The organism is Streptomyces sp. NPDC050423 (genome assembly GCF_040655445.1).
GTDB lineage: Bacteria > Actinomycetota > Actinomycetes > Streptomycetales > Streptomycetaceae > Streptomyces.
On sequence record NZ_JBFAJY010000042.1, the window covers coordinates 47827 to 69568 of the forward strand.

General features: G+C 73.0%; 19 protein-coding genes. 13 read left to right on the top strand and 6 right to left on the bottom strand.

The features are described from left to right. Positions 1 to 44: 44 nt before the first annotated feature. The 13 genes from AB0I52_RS26875 to AB0I52_RS26935 all read left to right on the top strand — a co-directional run bounded on the left by AB0I52_RS26875 (position 45) and on the right by AB0I52_RS26935 (position 14648). Complete coding sequence (locus AB0I52_RS26875; protein WP_363076774.1) at positions 45 to 2204, top strand: alpha/beta fold hydrolase; 2160 nt, start codon at positions 45 to 47, stop codon at positions 2202 to 2204. Then, on the top strand, positions 2201 to 3259 hold the full coding sequence (locus AB0I52_RS26880) for an ABC transporter permease (RefSeq protein WP_363076776.1): 1059 nt from the start codon (positions 2201 to 2203) through the stop codon (positions 3257 to 3259). Before AB0I52_RS26875 ends, AB0I52_RS26880 begins: the two co-directional genes overlap by 4 nt. Then, positions 3256 to 4083: an ABC transporter permease gene (locus AB0I52_RS26885; protein WP_363076778.1), complete on the top strand. Its 828-nt coding sequence runs from the start codon at positions 3256 to 3258 to the stop codon at positions 4081 to 4083. The genes AB0I52_RS26880 and AB0I52_RS26885 overlap by 4 nt, the downstream gene beginning before the upstream one ends. Beyond that, on the top strand, positions 4083 to 6005 hold the full coding sequence (locus AB0I52_RS26890; protein ID WP_363076780.1) for an ABC transporter ATP-binding protein: 1923 nt from the start codon (positions 4083 to 4085) through the stop codon (positions 6003 to 6005). Before AB0I52_RS26885 ends, AB0I52_RS26890 begins: the two co-directional genes overlap by 1 nt. A 133-nt stretch (positions 6006 to 6138) precedes the next feature. Further along, complete coding sequence (locus tag AB0I52_RS26895) at positions 6139 to 6753, top strand: XRE family transcriptional regulator (RefSeq protein WP_363076782.1); 615 nt, start codon at positions 6139 to 6141, stop codon at positions 6751 to 6753. A gap of 437 nt (positions 6754 to 7190) precedes the next feature. Next, positions 7191 to 8054 (top strand): RNA polymerase sigma factor SigF, encoded by an 864-nt coding sequence (locus AB0I52_RS26900; protein WP_363076784.1) that lies wholly within the window; start codon positions 7191 to 7193, stop codon positions 8052 to 8054. Between the two features lie 101 nt (positions 8055 to 8155). Beyond that, positions 8156 to 9046, top strand: coding sequence for a TetR/AcrR family transcriptional regulator (locus AB0I52_RS26905; RefSeq protein ID WP_363076786.1), 891 nt, complete (start codon positions 8156 to 8158; stop codon positions 9044 to 9046). A 107-nt stretch (positions 9047 to 9153) separates the two neighbouring features. Continuing rightward, positions 9154 to 10047 (top strand): 3-keto-5-aminohexanoate cleavage protein, encoded by an 894-nt coding sequence (locus AB0I52_RS26910; protein ID WP_363076788.1) that lies wholly within the window; start codon positions 9154 to 9156, stop codon positions 10045 to 10047. Between the two features lie 54 nt (positions 10048 to 10101). After that, entirely contained in the window at positions 10102 to 11148 is a 1047-nt protein-coding gene (locus tag AB0I52_RS26915) for a 3-hydroxyacyl-CoA dehydrogenase NAD-binding domain-containing protein (RefSeq protein WP_363076790.1), read from the top strand. Beyond that, complete coding sequence (locus AB0I52_RS26920; protein ID WP_363076792.1) at positions 11145 to 11642, top strand: thioesterase family protein; 498 nt, start codon at positions 11145 to 11147, stop codon at positions 11640 to 11642. The genes AB0I52_RS26915 and AB0I52_RS26920 overlap by 4 nt, the downstream gene beginning before the upstream one ends. A 252-nt stretch (positions 11643 to 11894) precedes the next feature. Further along, positions 11895 to 11987, top strand: a complete 93-nt coding sequence (locus AB0I52_RS26925) for a putative leader peptide (protein WP_363076794.1) — start codon at positions 11895 to 11897, stop codon at positions 11985 to 11987. Positions 11988 to 12117: 130 nt separating this feature from the next. Then, on the top strand, positions 12118 to 13479 hold the full coding sequence (locus tag AB0I52_RS26930) for a bifunctional o-acetylhomoserine/o-acetylserine sulfhydrylase (protein ID WP_363076796.1): 1362 nt from the start codon (positions 12118 to 12120) through the stop codon (positions 13477 to 13479). Further along, positions 13476 to 14648 (top strand): homoserine O-acetyltransferase, encoded by a 1173-nt coding sequence (locus AB0I52_RS26935; RefSeq protein ID WP_363076828.1) that lies wholly within the window; start codon positions 13476 to 13478, stop codon positions 14646 to 14648. The genes AB0I52_RS26930 and AB0I52_RS26935 overlap by 4 nt, the downstream gene beginning before the upstream one ends. 44 nt (positions 14649 to 14692) lie before the next feature. Here AB0I52_RS26935 and AB0I52_RS26940 read toward each other — a convergent pair whose 3' ends face one another. The 6 genes from AB0I52_RS26940 to AB0I52_RS26965 all read right to left on the bottom strand — a co-directional run bounded on the left by AB0I52_RS26940 (position 14693) and on the right by AB0I52_RS26965 (position 21548). Further along, entirely contained in the window at positions 14693 to 15601 is a 909-nt protein-coding gene (locus AB0I52_RS26940) for an NAD(P)-dependent oxidoreductase (protein ID WP_363076798.1), read from the bottom strand. Between the two features lie 57 nt (positions 15602 to 15658). Further along, a complete protein-coding gene (locus AB0I52_RS26945; protein WP_363076800.1) occupies positions 15659 to 16384 on the bottom strand; it encodes an adenosylcobinamide amidohydrolase in 726 nt (241 codons plus the stop codon). Positions 16385 to 16435: 51 nt separating this feature from the next. Then, on the bottom strand, positions 16436 to 17737 hold the full coding sequence (locus AB0I52_RS26950) for an alpha/beta fold hydrolase (protein ID WP_363076802.1): 1302 nt from the start codon (positions 17735 to 17737) through the stop codon (positions 16436 to 16438). A gap of 93 nt (positions 17738 to 17830) precedes the next feature. Then, positions 17831 to 18895, bottom strand: coding sequence for a hypothetical protein (locus tag AB0I52_RS26955; protein WP_363076804.1), 1065 nt, complete (start codon positions 18893 to 18895; stop codon positions 17831 to 17833). A gap of 74 nt (positions 18896 to 18969) precedes the next feature. Continuing rightward, positions 18970 to 20637, bottom strand: a complete 1668-nt coding sequence (locus tag AB0I52_RS26960; RefSeq protein ID WP_363076806.1) for an OPT/YSL family transporter — start codon at positions 20635 to 20637, stop codon at positions 18970 to 18972. Between the two features lie 110 nt (positions 20638 to 20747). Beyond that, positions 20748 to 21548: an IclR family transcriptional regulator gene (locus tag AB0I52_RS26965; protein ID WP_363076808.1), complete on the bottom strand. Its 801-nt coding sequence runs from the start codon at positions 21546 to 21548 to the stop codon at positions 20748 to 20750. Positions 21549 to 21742 lie beyond the last annotated feature (194 nt).

Here is a 21742-nt window from a genome sequence, read left to right on the forward strand (position 1 = left end):
CCGCCGCCCGCCCCTCCCCGGCTCCCGCATCAGAACGGATCACCATGCCCAGTCCCGCCGCGTCCAGCACGCCGCAGCGGCACGCCGCGATCACCGTGCGGCGGGTCCGCGAGGCCATGCTGCGACTGGTCCATCCGGTCGAGGCCCGGATCAGCCCGGACGGCCGGGCCGTCGCCGTGGCCACGGCCGGACCCGAACGGGCCGGGCTGGTCCTCGCGCCGGTTCCCGCAGGGCTGCTGCCCGACGCGGATGTCCGGCCGCACGTGTTCCTCGCCCCGTCGGAACCGGCTGCTGCGACGGACCGTCACAGCCCGCGCTGGCTGCCGGACTCCCGGACGCTGCTGCACATCGCCGAAGGCGCGGGACCGGCCGGGACCGAGGTGCGGCTGGCGGCCCTGGACACGGAGTCGGGAGCCGTGCGCACCGTGGCGGACGTACCCGGCGCGGTCGAGGAACTGCTGGTGTCCGACGACGGGAGCCGGGCGCTGCTGCTCTGCGCCCGGGACGGCGCCGAACGCGACGGGATGAACCTCGGCCTGCCGGTCCGGCTCGGAGCCGTACCGTCACCGGAGCGCTTCGCCCCCGGCACCGGCCGCCGTTCGCTGTATCTCGTCGATCTCGCGGACGGTTCGATGAGGGAGGCCGGGCCGGACGGACTGACCGTGTGGAACGTCGCCTGGCGCGGCGGGGACACCGCCGTGGCCACCGTCTGCGAGGACACGCTGCCCGCCGGGTACTACGGCGCGAGGTTCGCCGCCCTGGATCTCGGCGCGCGCACGGCCCGGACGGTGTACGTGCCGCGGGGACAGCTGGGCGCGCCCGCGCTCAGCGGCGACGGCCGGTCCGCGGCGGTCTGCGAAGGCATCTCCATCGTGTCCGGACGCCCGGTCGTGGTCGACCTGGAGTCCGGGCGCGCCGAATCGGTGCCGGGCGTCGAGGACGCGACCTGGCTGCGGTTCGACGACGGCGCGAAATCCGCGCCCCGCTCGCTGTGGTTCGCGGGCTGGGACGGGACGGGCTCCCGTGCCGGGCGTACCGGAGACCGCACCGGCCCACTCTGGTCGGCGGCCGTGACGCTCGGCGGGGCCGGCTTCCAGCCGGGTCTGTCGCTCAGTGGCGACCAGCGGCTGGCCGCCACCGTGCTCGACGCACCGGGCCGCCCGGCCGAGGCCGTGGTCTCCCGCACCGAGGGCCCCGACGCCTGGAACTGGGCGGCCGTCACCGCGCTCAACACCCCTGCCGACCCGGCCCTCGCCGGCGTCCGTACGGAACGCACCGACTGGTCCGCCCCCGACGGCCGCACCGTGCAGGGGCTGTTGCTCTCCAGCGGGGAGAACGCCGGGCCCCGGCCGCTCGCCGTTCTCCTGCACGGCGGACCCGCCTGGCTCTGGTCCGCGTCGTACGCGCCGGGCGATGTACTGGGGCTGGCCCCCGCGCTGGCCGCCGCCGGATATCTGGTGCTGCTGCCCAACCCGCGCGGCAGCAGCGGCCGGGGGCTCGAACACGCCCGTGCCGTGATCGGCGATGTCGGCGGCGCCGACCTGGACGACGTGCTGTCCGGGGTACACCACCTCGTGGACACCGGGCTCGCCGATCCGGACCGGACCGCCGTCCTGGGACACAGCTACGGCGGTTTCCTGGCGGCCCAGGCCTCGGCGCGCACCGACGTCTTCAGGGCGGCGGTGGTCGTCTCCGCGCCCACCGACTGGCTGAGCTTCACGCACACCAGCAACATCGGCGGCGGCTACGACCGGACCTACGGGATCGGCGGCCCGGAGGCACCCGGCGAACTGATCCGGCGTTCCCCCGTCTTCGCCCTCGGCGGCAGCGGAACCCCGACGCTCATCGTGCACGGTGCCGCGGACCGGGTCACTCCGGTCGGCCAGGGGCACGAGCTGTACCGCTCGCTGCTGCGGGCGGCACGCGCCCCGGTCGAGCTGTACGTCTACCCGGACGAAGGACACGAGTTCACCGACGGCGGGCATCTCCTCGACGCCGCCGCCCGGGTCGAGGAGTGGCTCGCCGTCCACCTGGCCCCGCGGCCCCCGGCCGCCCACCGAACCGCCGTGCCGGGGGACGCTTCCCCCGAGCCGATCCCCGGCATGGCTTCCATGGCCGGGCCGGACGGTGACACCCCCCTGGCACCGTCCGGCCCGGCCACCCCCCGCCCGGCTTCCGCCGCCCCGGCCGGAGGCGAGCGATGACGGCCACCGCCCGTTCGCGGCTGCGGAGCGCTCTTCCCGCCCGGCTCGTCGTACGGCGCCTCGGCGGCACGCTCGGGCTGCTCGTCGTGCTGTCCGTCGCCGTGTTCGCCCTGTTGCAGGCCGCCCCGGGCGATCCGGCCCGGACACTGCTCGGGCCGCGCAGCGCCACCCCTGAGGCGCTGGCCGCCGTCCGGTCCCGCTACCACCTCGACAGCCCGATGGCCGTCCAGTACTGGTACTGGCTCAGCGACGCCGTCCACCTCGACCTCGGTACGTCGATCCGTACCGGTGAGAACGTCGCGGCCGCGCTGGGCGACCGGCTCGTGCTCACCGGGCAGCTGGTCGGCCTCGGTTTCGTCGTGGCGCTGCTCCTCGGCCTGCCGCTGGGGGTTCTGGCGGGCCTGCGCAGCCGGCGGGCCGTGGACCGGGCCGTGCAGAGCCTGGGCGTGGTGGCACTGTCCACCCCCGCGTTCGCGGGCGGCCTGCTGCTCATCTACGTGTTCGCGCTGATGCTCGGCTGGTTCCCGGCATACGGGCCGGGCGAGGGATCGGGCACCGACCGGCTGACGCACCTGGTGCTGCCGGCCCTGGCGCTCGGACTCGCCGTCACCGCCGTCCTGCTCAAACTGACCCGGGCCGCGGTGATCAGCGAACTGGACCGGGAGCACGTCACGTTCGCCCGTGCCCGGGGTGTCCGGGAGCGGGACATCCTCCTTCGGTACGTGCTGCGCGGCACCGTCGTCCCCGTACTCACCGGGATCGGTCTGGTCCTCGCCTATCTCCTCGCCGGAACGGTCATGGTGGAGCAGGTGTTCGCGCTGCCCGGCCTCGGTTCCCTGCTCGTCGACTCGGTCACCTTCCGGGACGTGCCCGTCGTCCAGGCCGAGGCGCTGCTCATCGCGGCCCTGGTCTGCCTGGCGAACCTGGTGACCGATCTCGTACAGCCGCTGCTGGACCCCCGGCTGCGGACCGCACCGGCGGCGAAGGCGGCCCGGGGAGCGCCGGCGACCGCCGCGGCCCGCCCGGCCGGCGCCCGTACGGAGGAGGACCGATGAAGACCCGCACAGCCCGCCGCCGGTTCTCCCCTCTCACCGTCTGCTGCTCCGTGCTGCTGGTGCTGTTCACGCTGGCCGCCACCGTGGGCCGGCTGCTCCTGCCGGACTGGGACGCCCAGGATCTCGCGACCGGCGCGGCCATGCCGGGCGGCGGTCATCCGCTCGGAACGGATGAACTCGGCCGGGACATCGCCGGGATGGTGGTCGCCGGAGCACGGAGCACCCTGGCCGGTGCCGCGCTGGTGGCCCTCGGTTCCATGGTCATCGGCAATGTGCTGGGGCTCCTGGCGGGGTACCGGGGCGGCTGGATCGACACCGTCGTGCGGCGCTGGGCCGATCTGCTGCTGGCGCTGCCGGCCCTGCTCGTGACGATCGTCGTCGCCGGCATCGGCGGTGGCGGGTACGCGCTGGCCGTCGGCGTACTGGTCGTACTGACCTCACCGGCCGACATCCGGCTGGTGCGCTCGGCCGTGCTGGAACAGCGCCACCGCGCCTATGTCGAAGCGGCGGAGACTCTCGGGCTCTCCCGTTTCACGGTGATGACCCGGCACATCTGGCCCAATGTGCTGCCCGTCGTCGTGGCCAACACCCTGCTGAACTTCGCCGGGGCGATCGTCGCGCTGAGCTCGCTCTCCTTCCTCGGGCTCGGCGTACCGCCGGGCGCCCCGGACTGGGGCCGGATGCTCGCCGAGAACCGCACCCTGCTGTACGACAACCCCTCCGCGGCCCTGGCACCGGCGGTGCTCATCATCGCTGCGGCCGTGGCCCTCAACCTCCTCGGCGACCGGCTGTTCGAGGCGTTCTCCGACCGTGGGAGGTCCTGATGGCAGCGCGCCCGGCGACGGACAGCCGTACCGCACCGCCCGCACCGGCCACCGGCCCGCTGCTCGCCGTCGACGGTCTGAGGGTGAGCGCGACGGCGGGGGCGCACGGGCCGGTCCCGATCCTGGACGGCGTCTCGCTCGAGGTGGGGCCGGGCGAGTGCATCGGTATCGTCGGTGAGTCCGGCAGCGGCAAGTCCCTCGCCATGCGGGCCGTGGCGGGTCTGCTGCCGTCGGGAACCGCGGTGACGGGCGGGTCCGTGCGGATCGACGGCCAGGAGGTCCTCACCCTGTCGCCGCGCGAGCGGCACGCCCTGCGTGGCCGGCGCGTCACCCTGCTCATGCAGGACCCGTTCACCATGCTGCACCCGCAGCTCACCTGCGGGCGCCAGATCGCGGACGGGCTGCGCGACCTCGACGGCGGCAACCGCAGGCGTCCGGGCAGGACGGCCCGCCGGGCGGCGGTGGAGCAGCGGCTCGCCGAGGTCGGACTCGGCCCCGATGTCGCCGACCGCTACCCGCACGAACTGTCGGGTGGCATGCGGCAGCGCGTGGCGGTCGCCGCGGCCCTCGCGGGCGACCCCGAGCTGCTGATCGCGGACGAACCGACCACCGCGCTGGACGCCGCCAGCCAAGGTGCCGTACTCGACCTGCTCGGCCGGCTCCAGCGGCAGCGGCGGATGGGCCTGGTCCTGATCACCCACGATCTGCGGGTCGCCTTCTCCTCCTGCGACCGGGTGTACGTGCTGTACGCGGGCAGTGTGCTGGAGCACGGCCGCCCGGACGAGCTGGAGCCGGACCCCCGGCACCCGTACACGGCGGGACTGCTGGCCTCCGAGCCGTCGGTGCGTGAACGGTTCGCGGAGCTCCCCGCCATCCCGGGCTCCGTGCCCGCGCCGGGGTCCCGGGGCGCCGGCTGCCCGTTCGCCGGGCGGTGCGCGCACGCGGCCGAGGTGTGCCGCAGCGGGCCGGTCGTGCTCGCGCCTCCGTCCGGCGCCGGGCACGGGACCGGGCGCATGTCCGCCTGTGTGCGGATCGACGGGATCGGCCCCTCCCTCACCGGGCCGGCGCTCCGGAAGACCGCCTCACCGGAACCGGTGTCGGGCCGGGGCTCCGCCGGGCCGCCGGAGCGGGACGCCGCCCTGGTGGCCACCTCCGTCGACCGTACGTTCCGCTCGTCCGCCGGGGACCGGGCCGCCCTGCGCGAGGTGAGTCTGACCGTGCCGCGGAACACCGTGACGGCCCTGGTCGGCGAGTCCGGTTCGGGCAAGACGACGCTGGCCAGGATCGCGGTCGGTCTCGAGACGTTCGACGGCGGCACGGTCTCCGTGGGCGGTGTCGCCCTGCCGGCCGGACGCCGCCCCGGCACCGCGGACCGGCGGCGTCTGGCGGAGCAGGTGCAGATCGTCTTCCAGGACCCGTACTCCTCGCTCAACCCACTGCGCACCGTGGGCGCGACCCTGCGCGAGGCGCTGGCCGCCGCGGCGGGGCGGGAGCGGAGCGATTCGGCCACCGGGGTGGCCGATCTGCTCGGGCAGGTCGGGCTGCCCGCCTCGTACGCCTCGCGCCGTCCCGCCGCGCTCTCCGGCGGTGAGCGTCAACGGGTGGCCCTGGCACGGGCGCTGGCCGCCCGGCCCCGGCTGCTGATCTGCGACGAGTCGGTGGCGGCGCTGGACGTGTCGGTCCAGGCCCAGCTGCTCAACCTCCTCGCCTCGCTCCAGCGCGTCGAGGGCTTCGCGGTGCTGTTCATCACCCATGACCTGGCGGTGGTGCGGCAGATCGCGGACCGGGTGGCTGTCATGCACGAGGGCCGGATCGTCGAGCAGGGCACCCCGGCCGCCGTACTGGACGCCCCGCGACACCCCTGGACCCGGCGCATGATCGACGCGCTGCCACGCCGTGCGGAGAGCACCGACGGAAACTGACCGTCCGCCGGCCGCACCGGTAGAGTGTGCCGCTGACCTGCGCCTAGGCCGTGTTTCGCAAAGTCCCGCCTGCCCGGCGGGCGGACGGCGCTACTTTCGAAACACGCCCTGGCACCTGGAGCGAGGAGGAACCGTGTCCGAGCCGCCCGCCACCACCGACCGTCCCGCGCCGCCGCTTGCCCCGGAGACCCCTCGGCCCGGCTCCGCCGGGGTGCGGACGTCATTGGCCGGAAATCTCAACCGCCGACGGCTGAAGCACGGTTGGAGCCTGCGCGAACTGTCGGCCGCGACCGGCGTCAGCAAGGGGCTGCTGTCCCAGATAGAGCGGGCCGAAGCCAATCCGACGGTCGATGTCCTGGTCCGGATCGCCGACGCGCTGGGCACCAACTGCACGGATCTGCTGCGCCAGCCGCTGCTCCGCCCGGAGATCGTCCGCGCCGCCGAGCTGGTCGAACCGGAGGACGAGACCTCAGTCACCCTGCTGTACTCCGGCCACGAGCAGGGCCGCATGGAGATCTACCGGACCCGCCTGCACCCGCACGCGCAGAGCCAAGTCAGCTCGCACGGCGCCGACTCGGTGGAGTACGTCCTGGTGATGTCCGGCCAGGTGACGCTGGTGGTGAACGATGTTCCCCATCTCCTGGAGGCGGGCGACACCGCCCGGTTCTCGGGGCTCAGCAGCCACTACTACACCACCGAGGACTCCCCCGCGGTCACCCACACGATCGTCGGATACCCGCGCGACTGACACCGCCCCGCGCACGGGCCGCCGGTCGGGGCACCGTCGATTTCAACTCAACTACCGCTGGATATGCGCCGGTCGGCGCCCATCGCACCCGAGCCTGTGGCACTCTGGTGACGACCGCCCCACCGGGCTCCCCCGTACCGGTGGGGCGGTTCCGCTGCCGGCAGCACGGCCTTGCACAGACACGCCGAAGGATCACGTCGATTCTCGGCCATCGCCACGTTGTGACCTGATCAACTCTCACTTCCCCGCATGAGCACACTGCCTGCGGGCATACGCCTATACCTCATGGCCTACGACCAGGGGAGCGTGACGAGATGACGGCGCACACTGCGCAGACCGCCGATGCGGAACGAGCGGAGAGTGCACGGTCGACGGCGACAGGGAAGCCGGCCGCAGCGGACGTGGCGTTCATGGTGGACAGCACGGAGATGAGGGGGGTGACCGGCAGTACGACGGCCGGGGACGCCTCGGGGGCCACGGACGGACTGCCGTGGATCGAGGACGCCGGGAAGATCGCGCCCAAGGACGCGCGGGCGCTGTCGAAGCTGTTCTTCGACCGGCTCCAGGCACTGGAAGAGGGCACCTCCGACCACCAGTACGCGCGCAACACGCTGATCGAGATGAACCTTTCGCTGGTCCGGTTCGCCGCGGGCCGGTTCCGCAACCGCGGCAGCGGCGACATGGAGGACATCGTCCAGGTCGGCACGATCGGGCTGATCAAGGCGATCGACCGGTTCGACCTGTCCCGCGAGGTCGAGTTCACCTCCTTCGCGGTTCCGTACATCGTCGGTGAGATCAAGCGGTTCTTCCGTGACACCACCTGGGCGGTCCACGTGCCGCGCCGGCTCCAGGAGCTGCGCGTCGACATCGCCAAGGCGAAGGAGTCCCTGGCCACGGAGCTCGACCGCGATCCCACGGTCCAGGAGCTGGCCGGGCACCTCGGGATCACCGAGGACGAGGTGACCGAGGGCATCGTCGCGGCCAACGGATACACGGCAGGGTCCCTGGACATGCCGACCGACGCGACGGACACCGGCCGGAACGGCACTCCGGGACGCACCTTCGCCGACGGGCTCGGCGAGGCGGACCCCGCCATGGAGACGGTGGAGAACCTGCAGACGCTGGCGCCGCTGCTCGGCGATCTGGACGCACGCGAGCACCGCATCCTGGAGATGCGTTTCGGCCAGGAGCTGACGCAGTCGCAGATCGGTGTGGAGCTCGGCATCTCACAGATGCACGTGTCCCGTCTGATCAGCCGGATCCTCGGAAAGCTCCGAAACGGGATGCTCGTCGACGAATGAACTGACTGACACATCAGTCAGCACCTCAATGCACACGCCAGCGGCACATTGATCGAACCCGACGTTGAGATTCCCTCAACATGTGGGTACGGTGGCTGACCATGCAGCACGATGAGGTGGCCGAGCGGGTCCGACAGGTGATCCGGGACGCCGGAGTGAGTCAGCGCGAGTTCGCGCGGCAGATGGTCATCGATCCGTCGAAGCTCTCGCGCTCGCTCGGCGGCACCCGTCGCTTCACCACGGCCGAGCTGGCCCGGGTCGCCGACATCGCGGAGGTCGACGCCGGCTGGCTGCTCGGGGCGCACGCGGAACACGGCGCGGCGCCCTCGCAGCAGGCCGATGCCCCGCCGCCGGCCGTCCGCCCCCGGCGCGCCCGCAACGGCTCTGCCGCGCGGCCGGCGGCGGACAGCGGCAGACCGCTCCAGATCGTCCGGCAGACCGTCCGGCTGATCGCGGAGCACGGGTTCCACTCCGTGCGGGTCTCGGACATCGCCGAAGCCTGCGGGACCAGCACCGCCGCCATCCATTACCACTTCCCCGGACGGGACGAGCTGCTGGAGGCGGCGGCCCGCTGGTGCATGGACGAGGACACCGCCAGACGGGCGGCCGGGACCGCCGACACGGACCACGCCGGCGACGAACTCCGCCTGCTGATCGAGCTCCAGACGCCCTACACCACGCAGCAGCGCCGCCAGTGGAGCGTCTGGCTCGATCTCTGGGCCGAGGCGGCGCGCTCCACCGCGGTCGGTGAACTCCACGTCGAGTACTACCGGCAGTGGCGGGCCACGGTCGCCGAGGTGATACGCCGCGGCGTCGCGCAGGAGGTCTTCCGGCCGGTCGACCCGGAGGCGGCCGCGCTGAGTCTCACCGCCCTCATCGACGGGCTGGCCTCCCAGGTGCTCGCGACGACGCCCGGGGAAGCGGGCACCAGCGCCGAGGACATGCACGGTGCGCTTCTCCGATACGTGGACGCGACCCTGACCGCCGTCTGACTTCCCGCCTTCCTCTCCCCACCGCTCTGCGCCTGTCCCTTTCCCCTTCGATTCATTCGATTCATCAGATCTCATTCGATCCCATTCGATTCAGGAGCCGCTTCCGCATGCCCGTGAACCAGGACGTCATCATCACGTGTGCCCTCACCGGAGCCGGGGACACGGTCCGCAAGAGCCCCCATGTGCCCGTCACCCCCGAGCAGATCGCCCGCTCCGCCGTCGAGGCGGCCGGAGCCGGGGCCGCTGTCGTGCACATCCATGTCCGTGAGCCGGAGACCGGCGCCCCGTCCCGCGACCCCCGCCTGTACCGGGAGGTCGTCGAGCGGATCAAGGAGACCGGGACCGACGTCGTCATCAATCTGACCGCCGGGATGGGCGGCGATCTGGTGATCGACCCCGACGCCCCGCTGCGGCAGCTGCCGGGCACCGACCTGGTCGGCGGGCTCGAACGCCTCCCCCACGTCGAGGACCTGCTGCCGGACATCTGCACGCTGGACTGCGGTTCCCTGAACTTCGGCGACGGCAGCAATCTGTACGTCTCCACCCCCGACATGCTCCGGGCCGGCGCCCGCCGCATCCAGGAGCTGGGCGTACGGCCGGAGCTGGAGATCTTCGACACCGGGCAGCTGTGGTTCGCCAAGCAGCTCCTCGCCGAGGGACTGCTCGACGCCCCGACCGTCTTCCAGCTCTGCATGGGTGTCCCGTGGGGGGCGCCCGCCGACCCCGGCGTTCTCCAGTCGATGGTCAACATGCTGCCCGAGGGCGCCCAGTGGGCGAGCTTCTCGCTGGGCCGGATGCAGATGCCGTGGGTGGCTCAGTCGATCCTCCTCGGTGGCCATGTCCGGGTCGGCCTTGAGGACAACCTGTATCTCGGCAAGGGCGTCAAGGCCACCAACGCCCAGTTGGTGGAGCGCGCCGTGCAGATCACCGAGTCGCTGGGCTCCCGGGTCGCCACCCCGGACGAGGCCCGGCAGCGGCTCGGACTCAAGCCCCGAAGCTGACCGGCCCGCGCATCGCCCCGTCCCACTCCCCCACCCGTTCTGGAGAAACGCACGATGAACGCCGCACAGCCCGCCCAGCCCGCACGAACCGCCGTGCCCGCGCCCGCTGTCCAGCCCGCACCGGCCGCCCCGGCGCCCTGCGCCCCGGAGGACGTACGCCGGGTGGCGTGCGTGGGCGCCGGAGTGATCGGTGGTGGCTGGGTCGCGCACTTCCTGGCCCGTGGTTACGACGTCACCGCCTGGGACCCGGCCCCCGACGCCGAGCAGAAGCTGCGCCGGCTGGTGACCGCCGCCTGGCCGGCGCTGGAACAGCTCGGCCTCGCCGAGGGGGCTTCACCGGACCGGCTCACGGTCGTGGCCACGCTCGAAGAGGCGGTGTCCGACGCCCAGTTCGTCCAGGAGAGCGCTCCGGAGAAGCTGGAGCTCAAGCGCGATCTGCTGGCCCGCCTCGACGCGGCCGCACCCGAGGGGGTCGTGATCGCGTCCTCGACGTCCGGCTACCCCATGAGCGACATGCAGACCCGGGCCGCTGGTGCCGGACGGCTGGTCGTGGGGCACCCGTTCAACCCGCCGTATCTGATCCCGCTGGTCGAGGTGGTGGGCGGCGAGCTGACCGCACCGTCCGCGGTCAGCTGGGCGTCCCGCTTCTACGAGGTCGCCGGCAAGTCGGTCATCACGATGGAACGCGAGGTCCCCGGCTTCATCGCGAACCGCCTCCAGGAGGCGCTGTGGCGGGAGGCCCTGCACATGGTCGCCAACGGTGAGGCGACCGTGGCGGAGATCGACGCGTCCATCACCGAGGGCCCGGGGCTGCGCTGGGCGTGCATGGGGCCGATGCTCACCTTCGCGCTCGCTGGCGGCGAAGGCGGCATGGCCCACATGCTGGACCACTTCGGCCCCTCCCTGAAGGCTCCGTGGACGCGCCTCGAAGCCCCCGAACTGGACCGGGAGCTGTACGACGCGGTGGTGCGCGGCTGCGACGAGGCGGCGGACGGCCGCAGCATCGCCGACCTCGTCGCCGAACGCGACCGCGGCGTCATCAATGTCCTGCGCGCCACCGGCCGGCTCGCCGACCGGAGCACCGAGGGAGCGGCCAAGTGAGTGCGCTGCCGCTGCACCGGGAGACCGTGCGCCCGGAGTGGATCGACTACAACGGCCATATGAGCGAGGCGTTCTACGTACTCGTCTTCGGTTTCGCGACCGACCGGATGATGATCGAGACCGGTCTGCACTCCGAGTACCGCGAGCGCACGGGCTGTTCGCTGTACACGGTCGAGTCCCACATCCGGTATCTGCGCGACGTCTCGGAGGGCGACCGGCTCGCCGTCCGTACCCGGGTGCTGGGGGCCGACGCGAAGAAGACCCGGTTCACCCATGAGCTGTACGTGCTCGGGCCGGACGCGCAGCAGGACGCCGAACCGGGCCCGGACGCCGAGCCCGTGGCCACCACCGAGCTGCTCGCCCTCCACGTGGATCAGCGGGCAGGACGCACCGCACCCTTCCCCGACCAGGTACGTGAACACCTCGTCGCGCTCACCGAGGCGGCCCCGTCCTGGGCGGGCCGCTCGATCGTCGAGGTCCCGGCGGCACGCTGAACGACGGCCGCGAGCCGCTGTTGTTGCGGCCGGATGAAATCCGGCGACGCCGGCTGCCCGGACCACCGGTTCCTCCCGGTGGTCCGGGCAGTCGGCTGTTCCGTGGGCGTCCGTACAGGTCAGGCATGGTGCGGGAGCAGCGCGACACCGGCCCGCGTCCACTGCCGCGTACGCCTCGAACAGCCCCTGCGGACGACTCGGCGGCGCCCCAGGGCGGTTGACGCGCACCGGTCCCGCTGACACGCTCGCCGCATGCCCGCGACCGTGACACTCGTCTCGCGGCGCCACGTCGATCTGGGTCGTCTCGCATCCTCGGCGTGTAGCCGCCGCACCGCGCTCCGTTGAGCAACTGACCTGCACGGACGCCTCCGCAGCGTTGACTCCCGCCTCAAGCACCGCTCTGGCTTCGGCGTGCCCGCGGCCCGCCCGCACCGGTGCCTGACCACGCCCGCACCGAGATCCACAGAGGAACACCATGAGCCAGCCCGTAGACTCCGTCACCGCAGGGCACACCCCCGAGGGTCAGGACCGTCAGGACCCCGGTGCCGCCTGGTCGTTCGAGACCAAGCAGATTCACTCCGGGGCCGTCCCCGACCCGGCGACCGGCGCGCGTGCCGTGCCGATCTACCAGACGACGTCGTTCGTCTTCCGGGACACCCAGCACGCCGCGGACCTGTTCTCGCTCGCCGAGCCCGGCAACATCTACACCCGGATCCACAACCCCACCCAGGACGTCCTGGAGCAGCGGATCGCCGCGTTGGAAGGCGGAGTCGCCGCGGTGGCCCTCGCTTCCGGACAGGCCGCCGAGACCCTCGCCCTGCTGACGGTGGCCGGTGCCGGGGACCACATCGTGTCGTCCACCTCGCTGTACGGAGGCACGTACAACCTGCTGCGTCACACGCTCCCCCGGTTCGGCATCGAGGTGTCGTTCGTCGACGACCCCGACGACATCGAGGCATGGGCGGCGGCGATCCGGCCGAACACCAAGGCGCTGTTCGCGGAGACGCTGGGCAATCCGCGCGGTGACGTCCTCGACATCCGGGCGGTCGCCGACGCCGCGCACGCGGCCGGGGTGCCGCTGATCGTCGACAACACCGTGCCCACGCCGTTCCTGCTGCGTCCGATCGAACACGGCGCGGACGTCGTCATCCACTCGGCGACCAAGTTCCTCGGCGGGCACGGCACCACCATCGGCGGTGTGGTGGTGGACGGCGGTACGTTCGACTTCGGGGCGCACGCCGAGCGGTTCCCGGACTTCAGCTCCCCCGACCCGAGCTACCACGGTCTGCGCTACTGGCCGGATCTCGGCCCCAGCGCCTTCGCGGTCAAGCTCCGGGTGCAGCTCCTGCGCGACCTCGGCCCCGCGCTCTCCCCGCACTCCGCCTTCCTGCTGCTGCAAGGTGTGGAGACGCTGAGTCTCCGGCTGGAGCGCCACACCGCGAACGCGCTTGCGCTGGCCGAATGGCTGGAGCGCCGCGACGAGGTGTCGGCCGTCCACTACGCCGGGCTCGAATCGAGCAAGTGGTACGCGGCGGGGCGCCGCTATCTGCCCCGTGGCGCCGGTGCCGTGCTCGCCTTCGAACTACGGGACGGGGTGGAGGCAGGCAAGCGGTTCGTGGACGCGGTCGAACTGTTCAGCCACCTCGCCAACATCGGTGACGTGCGCAGCCTGATCATCCATCCGGCGTCGACCACGCACAGCCAGCTGACCGAGGAGCAGCTCGCCGCCACCGGAGCGACGGCCGGGCTGGTCCGCCTCTCCGTCGGGCTGGAGAACGTGGACGACCTCAAGGCCGATCTGGAGGCCGGATTCAGGGCCGCGAAGGCGGCGTCCTGAACCGGACGGCCCCCTCCACCGCGGTCCCCCTCCCGCCGGCCACCGGAGGCCGGCGGGAGGGGGATCCGCCGGGCCGTCGCTCCTGGGTGTGCCTGGACCGGGCGCTGCCGTTGGAGTCGGGCGATGAGCTGCCCGGCGTGCAACTGGCGTACGAGACATGGGGGCGCCGGGCGGCCGACGGTTCCAACGCGGTCCTGGTGCTGCACGCCCTGACCGGGGACAGCCATGTGGCCGGGCCCGCGGAGCCCGGCCATCCCTCGGACGGGTGGTGGGACGCGCTGGTCGGCCCCGGCAAGGCCCTGGACACCGAGCGCTGGTTCGTCGTCGCGCCGAATGTGCTCGGTGGCTGCCAGGGCAGCACCGGTCCGTCGTCCGGGCGCCCGGACGGGGTGCGCTGGGGCGGTGGCTTCCCGTATCTGACGGTCCGCGACCAGGTGGCGGCCGAGGCGGCGCTGGCCGACGCGCTGGGCATCGGCCGGTGGGCGGCGGTGGTCGGCGGGTCGATGGGCGGCATGCGGGCGCTCGAATGGGCCGTCGGCCGGCCGGAGCGCACCGGGTCGCTGCTGGTGCTCGCGGCGCCGGCCGCGGCCTCGGCGGAGCAGATCGCCTGGGGCTCCGTACAGATCTCCGCGATCCGTTCCGACCCCGCGTGGCGCGGCGGCCACTACCACGGCGCGGCACCCGGCGAGGGCCCGCACCGGGGCCTCGGCCTCGCCCGCAGGATCGCCCACGTCACCTACCGCAGCGAGCCGGAGTTCGGCGCCCGGTTCGGTGGTGAGGCACAGCCGGGCGAAGACCCCCGGCAGGGCGGGCGGTACCGCGTCGAGTCGTATCTCGACCATCACGCGGCCAAACTGGTGCACCGCTTCGACGCGGGGAGTTACGTCACGCTGACCGAGGCGATGAACGGGCACGACGTCGGGCGCGGACGGGGCGGCACGGCGCAGGCGCTGCGCGGGGCGCGGATGCCCGCGCTGGTCGCGGGCATCGACTCCGACCGGCTCTATCCGCCCGCCCAGCAGGCGGAGCTGGCCGCGCTGCTGCCCGGCGCCGACCGGGCCCGGATCGTGGAGTCGCCGCACGGCCACGACGGGTTCCTGACCGAGACGGACCAGGTGGGCGCTCTGGTACGGGAGTTGCTGCCGGACCGGCCGGATCCGGGCCGCTGATCGCGCCGCCCCGCGCCCGGGTGGGCCGGGACTGTCCGGCCGGCTCAGCCGCCGTCCTGCTCCGTGGCCCGGCCCGCGTAGTAGGTGGCGATCATGTCCTCGCCGCCGTGCCCGGCCGCCTCGGCGCGCTCGAAGCGGGCGGCCGAGGCCGCGGTCAGATCCAGCCGGACGCCGGTCCGCTCGGCGGCGTCGAGGATGAGGCGGGTGTCCTTGAGCGCCGTGCTCAGGGCGAAGCTCGGGGTGAGGTCACCGGACAGGACCGCGGCGGACTTGCCGTGCAGATAGCCGGAGTCGAGCGGGCCGCCCTTCACCGCGTCGAGGAACAGCTGCGGGTCCACGCCCAGCCCCTCGGCGAGGTTGAGGGACTCCGCCACGCCGCCCACCATGTTGATCACCCAGGTGTTGACCACAAGCTTCAGACTGGAGGCGGCACCCGGTTCCTCGGCGACCCAGACCGTGCGCTGTCCGATCGCGTCGAGCACGGGTCCGGCCGCCCCGCGGGCGGCGGACGGTCCGGAGACGAAGACGGTCAGCGCGCCCTGTTCCGCGGGCTGCCTTGTTCCGGAGACCGGGGCGTCGAGGTAGACGAGGCCCAGGTCCGCGGCGCGTCGGGCCAGCTCGACCGAGGCGTCCGGTCCGACGGTGGAGCTCTGCAGCAGGACCTGGCCGCGGTGCACCCCGTCGGACGCGGCGGTGAGCGCGGCGGCGACGGAGGTCTTGTCGTTGAGCATGGTGAGGATGACGTCGGCGCCGCGTACGGCCTGCGCCGCCGTATCGGTGACAGTGGCGCCGGCCGCGGCGAGGGGCTCCGCCCTGGCCCGCGTACGGTTCCAGGCGCGGACCTCCAGCCCGGCCCTGAGCAGGCTCCGCGCCATTCCCGACCCCATGATTCCGGTGCCGAGGACGGCGACGACCGGCCGCTGCGGGGCGGCGTCGGCTGTTGCTGCGCTCATGAGGACGATTCCCTTCGTCAGCCGCGCCCGGGGTCGGCTCGCGGCGTTTCGGAGTGCTCAGGATTGCGGCAGCGCGCCTTCGAGTACCGCAGCGTGCACTGCTCTGGCGAGTCGCGCGCCCCAGCGCGAGCGCGGCCCGGCGAACGGTTCGCCCGGTCCGGCGTCCGGTGCGGGGGCGGCGATGCAGACGGAGTCGGTGGGGGTGCCGGAGCAGTCGAGTCCGGCATCCAGGAGGGCCTGGACCTTGGCCTCGGTGGCGGTGGCGACGGCGTTGACGAGTGCGGCGTCGGAGAGCGGCACGGGCAGGACGACGACGATGTTGACCGTGCCGGGACGCGGCGGTGCGCCGGTGTCCTCGGCCGGGGCCGCCGCCCAGCCGCGTACGCCGAGGCCGCAGGTGGCGGTAGCCGTCACGCCCTCGTCCGCGGCGACCGTGTACGCGGTGACATCGGCGGCGGTCATCAGTCCGGCGCCGGGCCCGGTCAGGTGCTCGGCCTCGGCGATCTCGGCGAGGTGGCGGTCGGGGTCCAGCCGCGGATAGCCGCCGGGCACCTGGGCGTTGAGGATCCATTCGCGCGGGCCGATGCCGCCGCCGAGCACGGCGCTGCTGCACACCCGCCACCCGGGCCCCAGCCGCCACACCAGATGGTGCAGGTCCACGCCGTCCTCGTGCCGGGCCAGCAGTTCACCGCGCTGTTCGGGCAGCCGGATGCGTACGGAACGGATGAGGCACCCCTCGGTGGCACGGCGGGCCGGCGGTCGGCCTGTGGTCCCGTCGATCATATGTGCCGGCGGCGGGGCGCCCTTGAGCGGCGCCCCGCCCCGGTGTCCGGTTCAGGCCTCGCCGCGGGCCATCGCGATCAGCCGGTCCAGCACGGCGGCGTCGGCCCTGACCCCGTCGTGCGCGTAGGCGTCGGTGACCCAGGTGCGCAGGCCGCGTACGGCGTCGGCGGTGGCCAGGGCGTGCTCGCGGTCGACGAACATGTCGTCGTGGTAGACGGCGGCGACGACGGGGACCTCGTTGGCGGCGAGCCGGGCCGGGTCGTAGAGGGCCGGCCAGTCGGTGCGGGCGGCGAGCGCCTCGGCGGCGCCGCGCAGCGGGACGAGCGCGGGGTCCTCCTCGAACTGCCAGGGGTAGACCATCTCGCCGGTGAACCGGAGCGGTCCCCCGGCGGTGGCGTCGAAGGCGGGGAACTCCTGGCGGACGCGGTGCGCGGACCAGTCGGTGGCACGGCCGCCCTGGGCGTAGATCGGCTCGTGGAGTGCGGCGTACAGCGGGCGTTCGGCGAAGGACACGGCGGCGTCGACACCTCGCAGGAAGGTGTCGGTCAGCTCCGGCCCGTCGACGCCGTCGGCGAAGGCGGTCTCCAGCAGGTAGTGGAGCGCGTCGAACTTGGCCGCGGTGCCGAAGTTGATGCCGAGGGTCTGGAAGCGGCGCACCGTGAGCCGTTCACCGGTCGGCATCCGGACGTCGTGGGTGTCCAGGTGTGCGGCGACGGCGTCGGCGAGGGCCTGGTCGCCCGGGTAGCGGGCGAAGTAGCGCTCGTTCTGGGTGAGGGTGCGGGCGTAGGCGGCGCGGTACACGTCGTCGGCGTGGCCGGTGAGGGTAGGCAGTCCGCCGGTGATGTAGGCCCGGGTGAGCCCTTCGGGGGCGAGGCCGAGATAGGTGAGCGTGGTGAAGCCGCCGAAGCTCTGGCCGAGCACGCTCCACGGCTGTTCGCCCTGGAGGCGGCGGCGCAGCAGTTCGGCGTCGCGGACGATCGAGTCGGCGCGGAAGTGCGCGAGGTACCCGGCGGCGGCCTCGGAGTCCGTACCGAAGCGGGCCAGAGTGCGCCGGTCGGCGGGGGTCGAACGGCCGGTGCCGCGCTGGTCGAGCAGGACGACGCGGTACTCGCTCAGCGCGCGGCGCAGCCAGGCGCCCGCGGCGTTGGGGCGTTCGGCGCGGCCGCCGGGACCGCCCTGGAGCCACAGGAGACGGGGCAGGTCCTCGTGCTCACGGCCCTCGGCGACGACCTCGCGGGCGAAGAGCGCGATGGCGGGGCCCTGGGGGGTGCGGTGGTCCAGCGGCACATCGAGGGTGTGGTCGGTGCAGACCAGGCCGCCGTGGCGGTAGGTGACGGGGGCTGGGGTGGGCATGGCGCTCCTCTCACGTCGCGTAACTCGCGTCGCGGAACGGTTTCACAGGTGACGGGCGGGCCCGCACCCGGGGGTGCGGGCCCGCCCGGGAGGTCAGTAGCCTGCGACGCCCAGGTCGCGGCAGATGGCGACGAGGTCCGGGTGCACGTAGCGCCCGTCCTCCTCGATCGCGACACCGTCGAGGTAGATGGACGGGCCGAGGACGCTGCCGTCGGTGTGGGCGGCGGACACCCACGGTTCGCCGCCGATCCAGCCGCCCTTGGTGCCGATGCCGAGTTCGACGCAGCCGAAGACGCGCTCGTCCTCGACGATGCGGCCGGTCGGGGCGAGCACGCCGGGGTTGAAGCCGAGCGACCAGTGCGCGACGCGGAACATGTTCGGGTCGTCGAAGGACTCCATCCAGCGGCGGAAGGTGTCCGCGTCGGCGTCGCCCTCGATCTTGGTGACGACACCCTTCTCGACGGTGCAGCGGACCGGGGAGCGCAGCAGGCCGATCTCGTCCGGCGGCCACAGGGCTCCGTCGAAGACGAGCACGCCTTCCTGGGTCTCTTCGAGGGGGTTCCAGGAGATCTGGCCGGACAGCATGACCGTCTCGCCGGGCTTCTCGGCGGGCTTGCCCCGCAGGTTGATCGGCCGGTCGCCGTTGCGGCCCACCAGGTCGGTGCCGTTGGCGGAGGTGATCCGGACCTCGTCCGCTGTCTCCAGGAGGGCGACGAGGGCCCTGCCGAGGCGTATGACGCCCTGGAAGTCGGGGCGGCCGACGGTGGCGACCAGCATCTGGACGTCCATCGCGGTGAGGTTGGTGTAGCGGCAGCCGTTCGCCATGGCGGTGCGGAACGCGTCGGAGTGCATCAGGTACGAGACGGCGAACTCGATCCACACGTCGGCGTCGGCGATGGCTCCGGCGACGGGCCGGGGCGGTTCCATGGAGGCGCCGGGCAGCGTCTCGTACCAGACGACGACGGGGTGCGCGCCGGCGGCGGCGACGGCCTGCGCGGTGGCCTCGATGACCCGGCGGTCGCTGCTCGTGTCGCCGGTGAGGACGACGTGCTCGCCGCGCTTGACGAGCATGACCTCCTCGACGAGCTTGCGGGCGGCCAGGGCGAGTTCGAAGCTGAGGTACTCGGGACGCGGTTCGAGCCTGCTGTACATGTCCATGGGGGTCTCCTTGCCGTGCGGGTGGTGCTGAGTGGTGCGGTGGTACGGGCGGTGGTTCAGAGGGTGGCGGGGCGTCAGGTCTTGAGGATCTGGGCCGAGTCGCCGAGCGAGCTGCCTGCGATCAGTCCGGCGCCCACCAGGTTGAGTTCCTCGTCGGCCGCCGGGCCGCGCAGCTTGCGGTAGCCGACCCTGACGACGAGGGCGCCGAGGACCAGCCAGCAGGCCTGCGGGGTGAGGATGAGGAGGCCGGTGGCGAGCATGACGCCCATCTGTCGGCGGGTGCCGCCGATCAGCTGGATGGCGGCACCGGGGATGGCCCACAGGAGCATGGTGCGGACCGCGTCCGGGTCGCTGAGCCCGCTCTTGATGGTGTCGGCGTACACCTTGGCGACGGGCGGGATGAGCCCCTGCCCGAAGTACGAGCGCCAGGCGAGGGCGACGACGGCGAGGGCGACAGCGAAACCGATGAGGGCGGCCAGGAACTGCTGGCGGCGGCCCTCGCGCTCGAAGGGGTCCCAGGGGCGGTGCTCGCGCCGCAGCAGCCAGCCGGCCTTGAGGTCGTACCCCATGTCGGCGAAGGCCGGGCCGGTGGCGGAGACATACCCCACCAGCAGCGCGAGCGGCACCGACGGGATGCCTATGGCGAGGCCGAGGATGAGGAAGATCAGCGTGACGGCGAAGGACGGGAACCAGCCGGACTGCATGGCGGCGAGGCCGACGATCAGTTCGTGCACGAGTGCGGCGAAGGCGGCGAACAGCACCCAGCCGACGAGGCCGAGCGGGCTCATGTCACCGATCAGCCCGCCGAGCACGGCGAGGATCACGGCGCCCCCGGTGAAGAGCGCGTAGCCGCGGATCAGGGAGAGCCGCAGTGCGCGTTCGTCGACGGTGTACGCGGTGCTCGGGTCCGTCTCCTGGACGGGCACGGCGCTCGGGGTCTCCTCGACGGCCGCGGTTCGTTTGCGCTCGCGACGGCCGAGCAGCAGGTGCACGGCCTGGCCGAGTGCCACGACGCCGGCGCCGACCATGACGCCGTGCGGGATGTATCCGGCGCCCAGATCGGTGTGGAAGAGGTCCGGGCCGTACTGGCGCAGCATCAGTCCGATGCCGAACATCATCAGCGCCCAGACGTTGCCCAGGAAGGCGACCCCGGCGGCGGAGAGCGGCAGGCTGAAGAGTGTGCCGGCGAGGCCGACGGCGGTGCCGCCCGCGAGGATCAGGGCCCGGCGTCCTCCCCGGTCGCCGGCCTTGATGGTCTCGGCGGCCGCGGTGCCGGGCGGCCAGGCCGCGTCGGCGGGCAGCAGCCGGGAGCCGAAGGCGCGGTAGAGCACCCAGGCGTCCACGACGAGCCCGATGAACGCGCCCGCGAGCATCGGCCACACCAGGTCCGTGCGCCCGAAGACGTACGGCACGGCGACGGATGTCAGCAGGGCGTTCGCGGAGGCGAAGGTGGCGGCGGAGATCGCGCTCTGGGCGAGGTTCTGCCGGTGCACGGACCGCATCCGGCGCAGGAAGCCCAGGGGGATGCGGCCGATGAGCATGGCGACGAGTGCGCCGACGACCGAGGTGTTGGCGGAGATGCCCAGCTTGGAGACCAGGTCGATGCCGATGACGGCTCCCACGGCGGAGAGCACCACCAGGATCACCAGCAGCACGGGTTCCATGACCCTGGGGTGCGACCGGGGCTCGTCGGGGGCGGACGGCGGCGGGGCAGGGTGCGGCGCGGAGACGTGGTGCGCCATGGGGCACCCCCTTCGGTTTGCAGGGCTGGGAGGCATGTCCGGGTCTCCGCGGCAGGGCGGAGCCGGGGCGCGCGGCATTACGGGCGGCCGCGGGCGGGGCGGGGGCCGGTTCAGCCGCCGAGGGCGGCGGTGATCTCCGCCGCTCCGGCGCGTACCAGCGTCACGAGGGTGTCGGCGGCCCGGTCCACGCGGTGGGACGGGCCGATGACGGTGAGCGAGGCGGGGACGCCGTCGCCCTGGAAGACCGGCGCGGAGACCGCGGTGACGGCCTCGTCGTACTCGCCGTGGCTGATGCAGTACCCGTCGGCGCGGACCTGTGCGTAGCAGGTGAGCAGGGCGTCCAGGTCGGTGATGGTGCGGTCGTTGAAGCGCGTCAGCCCGGTGGCGCCGAACATCTGCCGGATCTCGCGTTCGGGGTGGTACGCGAAGATGGTGTGCCCGGACGCTCCGGCGTGACCGGGCATGACGGCGCCGATGATCGCCGTGTAGCGGACGGGTCCGGTGCCGTCGACGGCGGCTTCGCAGCGGTAACTGCCACCGTGCGGGACGTTGAGGACGATGCTCTCGCCGGTCTCGCGGAGCAGCCGGGCGAGTATCGGCCGGGAGATCGAGGACAGCACTCCGCTGTGCTCGCTGACCCTGGCCAGCCGGGACAGGGCCGGGCCGGGGCGGTAGCGGCGGCTGTCGTCGTCGCAGAGCAGGAAGCCGCGCGCGCTCAGGGTGGTGAGCAGGCGCTGGACGACCGCCTTGTCCCAGCCGTGGTGGCGGGCCAGTTCGCTGACGCCCCACTCGGGCCGCTGTTCGGTGAACGTGAGCAGGACGAGCAGGGCCCGGTCGACGGTCTGCAGCACTCCGGGGGCCTGCTGTCCGTCGCGGGCCGGGGTAGTGGTGTCCGTGCCGCGCTCAGCCATGGGCCGGGCCTCCTTCGTCCACTTCGTCCATCTGTCGGTGCGGAAATCGCAACGGCGTTGCGATTTCTGGCGAAAGGATGCTGCCAGGCCCAACGGGTGTCAAGGGTTTGCCGGAAATTCGCCTCGCGGCGGGAACGGCCTGCTCAGGGGCGGTCACGGAAGACCGCGTGACGGTGGCACGCCGGGCGGGCCGC

What these genes read in the sequence shown, in the direction of transcription:
- AB0I52_RS26875 (WP_363076774.1), top strand. Translation starts at nt 45, where the DNA reads ATGCCCAGTCCCGCCGCGTCCAGCACGCCGCAGCGGCACGCCGCGATC.
- AB0I52_RS26880 (WP_363076776.1), top strand. Translation starts at nt 2,201, where the DNA reads ATGACGGCCACCGCCCGTTCGCGGCTGCGGAGCGCTCTTCCCGCCCGG.
- AB0I52_RS26885 (WP_363076778.1), top strand. Translation starts at nt 3,256, where the DNA reads ATGAAGACCCGCACAGCCCGCCGCCGGTTCTCCCCTCTCACCGTCTGC.
- AB0I52_RS26890 (WP_363076780.1), top strand. Translation starts at nt 4,083, where the DNA reads ATGGCAGCGCGCCCGGCGACGGACAGCCGTACCGCACCGCCCGCACCG.
- AB0I52_RS26905 (WP_363076786.1), top strand. Translation starts at nt 8,156, where the DNA reads ATGCAGCACGATGAGGTGGCCGAGCGGGTCCGACAGGTGATCCGGGAC.
- AB0I52_RS26910 (WP_363076788.1), top strand. Translation starts at nt 9,154, where the DNA reads ATGCCCGTGAACCAGGACGTCATCATCACGTGTGCCCTCACCGGAGCC.
- AB0I52_RS26915 (WP_363076790.1), top strand. Translation starts at nt 10,102, where the DNA reads ATGAACGCCGCACAGCCCGCCCAGCCCGCACGAACCGCCGTGCCCGCG.
- AB0I52_RS26925 (WP_363076794.1), top strand. Translation starts at nt 11,895, where the DNA reads ATGCCCGCGACCGTGACACTCGTCTCGCGGCGCCACGTCGATCTGGGT.
- AB0I52_RS26930 (WP_363076796.1), top strand. Translation starts at nt 12,118, where the DNA reads ATGAGCCAGCCCGTAGACTCCGTCACCGCAGGGCACACCCCCGAGGGT.
- AB0I52_RS26940 (WP_363076798.1), bottom strand. Translation starts at nt 15,601, where the DNA reads ATGAGCGCAGCAACAGCCGACGCCGCCCCGCAGCGGCCGGTCGTCGCC.
- AB0I52_RS26945 (WP_363076800.1), bottom strand. Translation starts at nt 16,384, where the DNA reads ATGATCGACGGGACCACAGGCCGACCGCCGGCCCGCCGTGCCACCGAG.
- AB0I52_RS26950 (WP_363076802.1), bottom strand. Translation starts at nt 17,737, where the DNA reads ATGCCCACCCCAGCCCCCGTCACCTACCGCCACGGCGGCCTGGTCTGC.
- AB0I52_RS26955 (WP_363076804.1), bottom strand. Translation starts at nt 18,895, where the DNA reads ATGGACATGTACAGCAGGCTCGAACCGCGTCCCGAGTACCTCAGCTTC.
- AB0I52_RS26960 (WP_363076806.1), bottom strand. Translation starts at nt 20,637, where the DNA reads ATGGCGCACCACGTCTCCGCGCCGCACCCTGCCCCGCCGCCGTCCGCC.
- AB0I52_RS26965 (WP_363076808.1), bottom strand. Translation starts at nt 21,548, where the DNA reads ATGGCTGAGCGCGGCACGGACACCACTACCCCGGCCCGCGACGGACAG.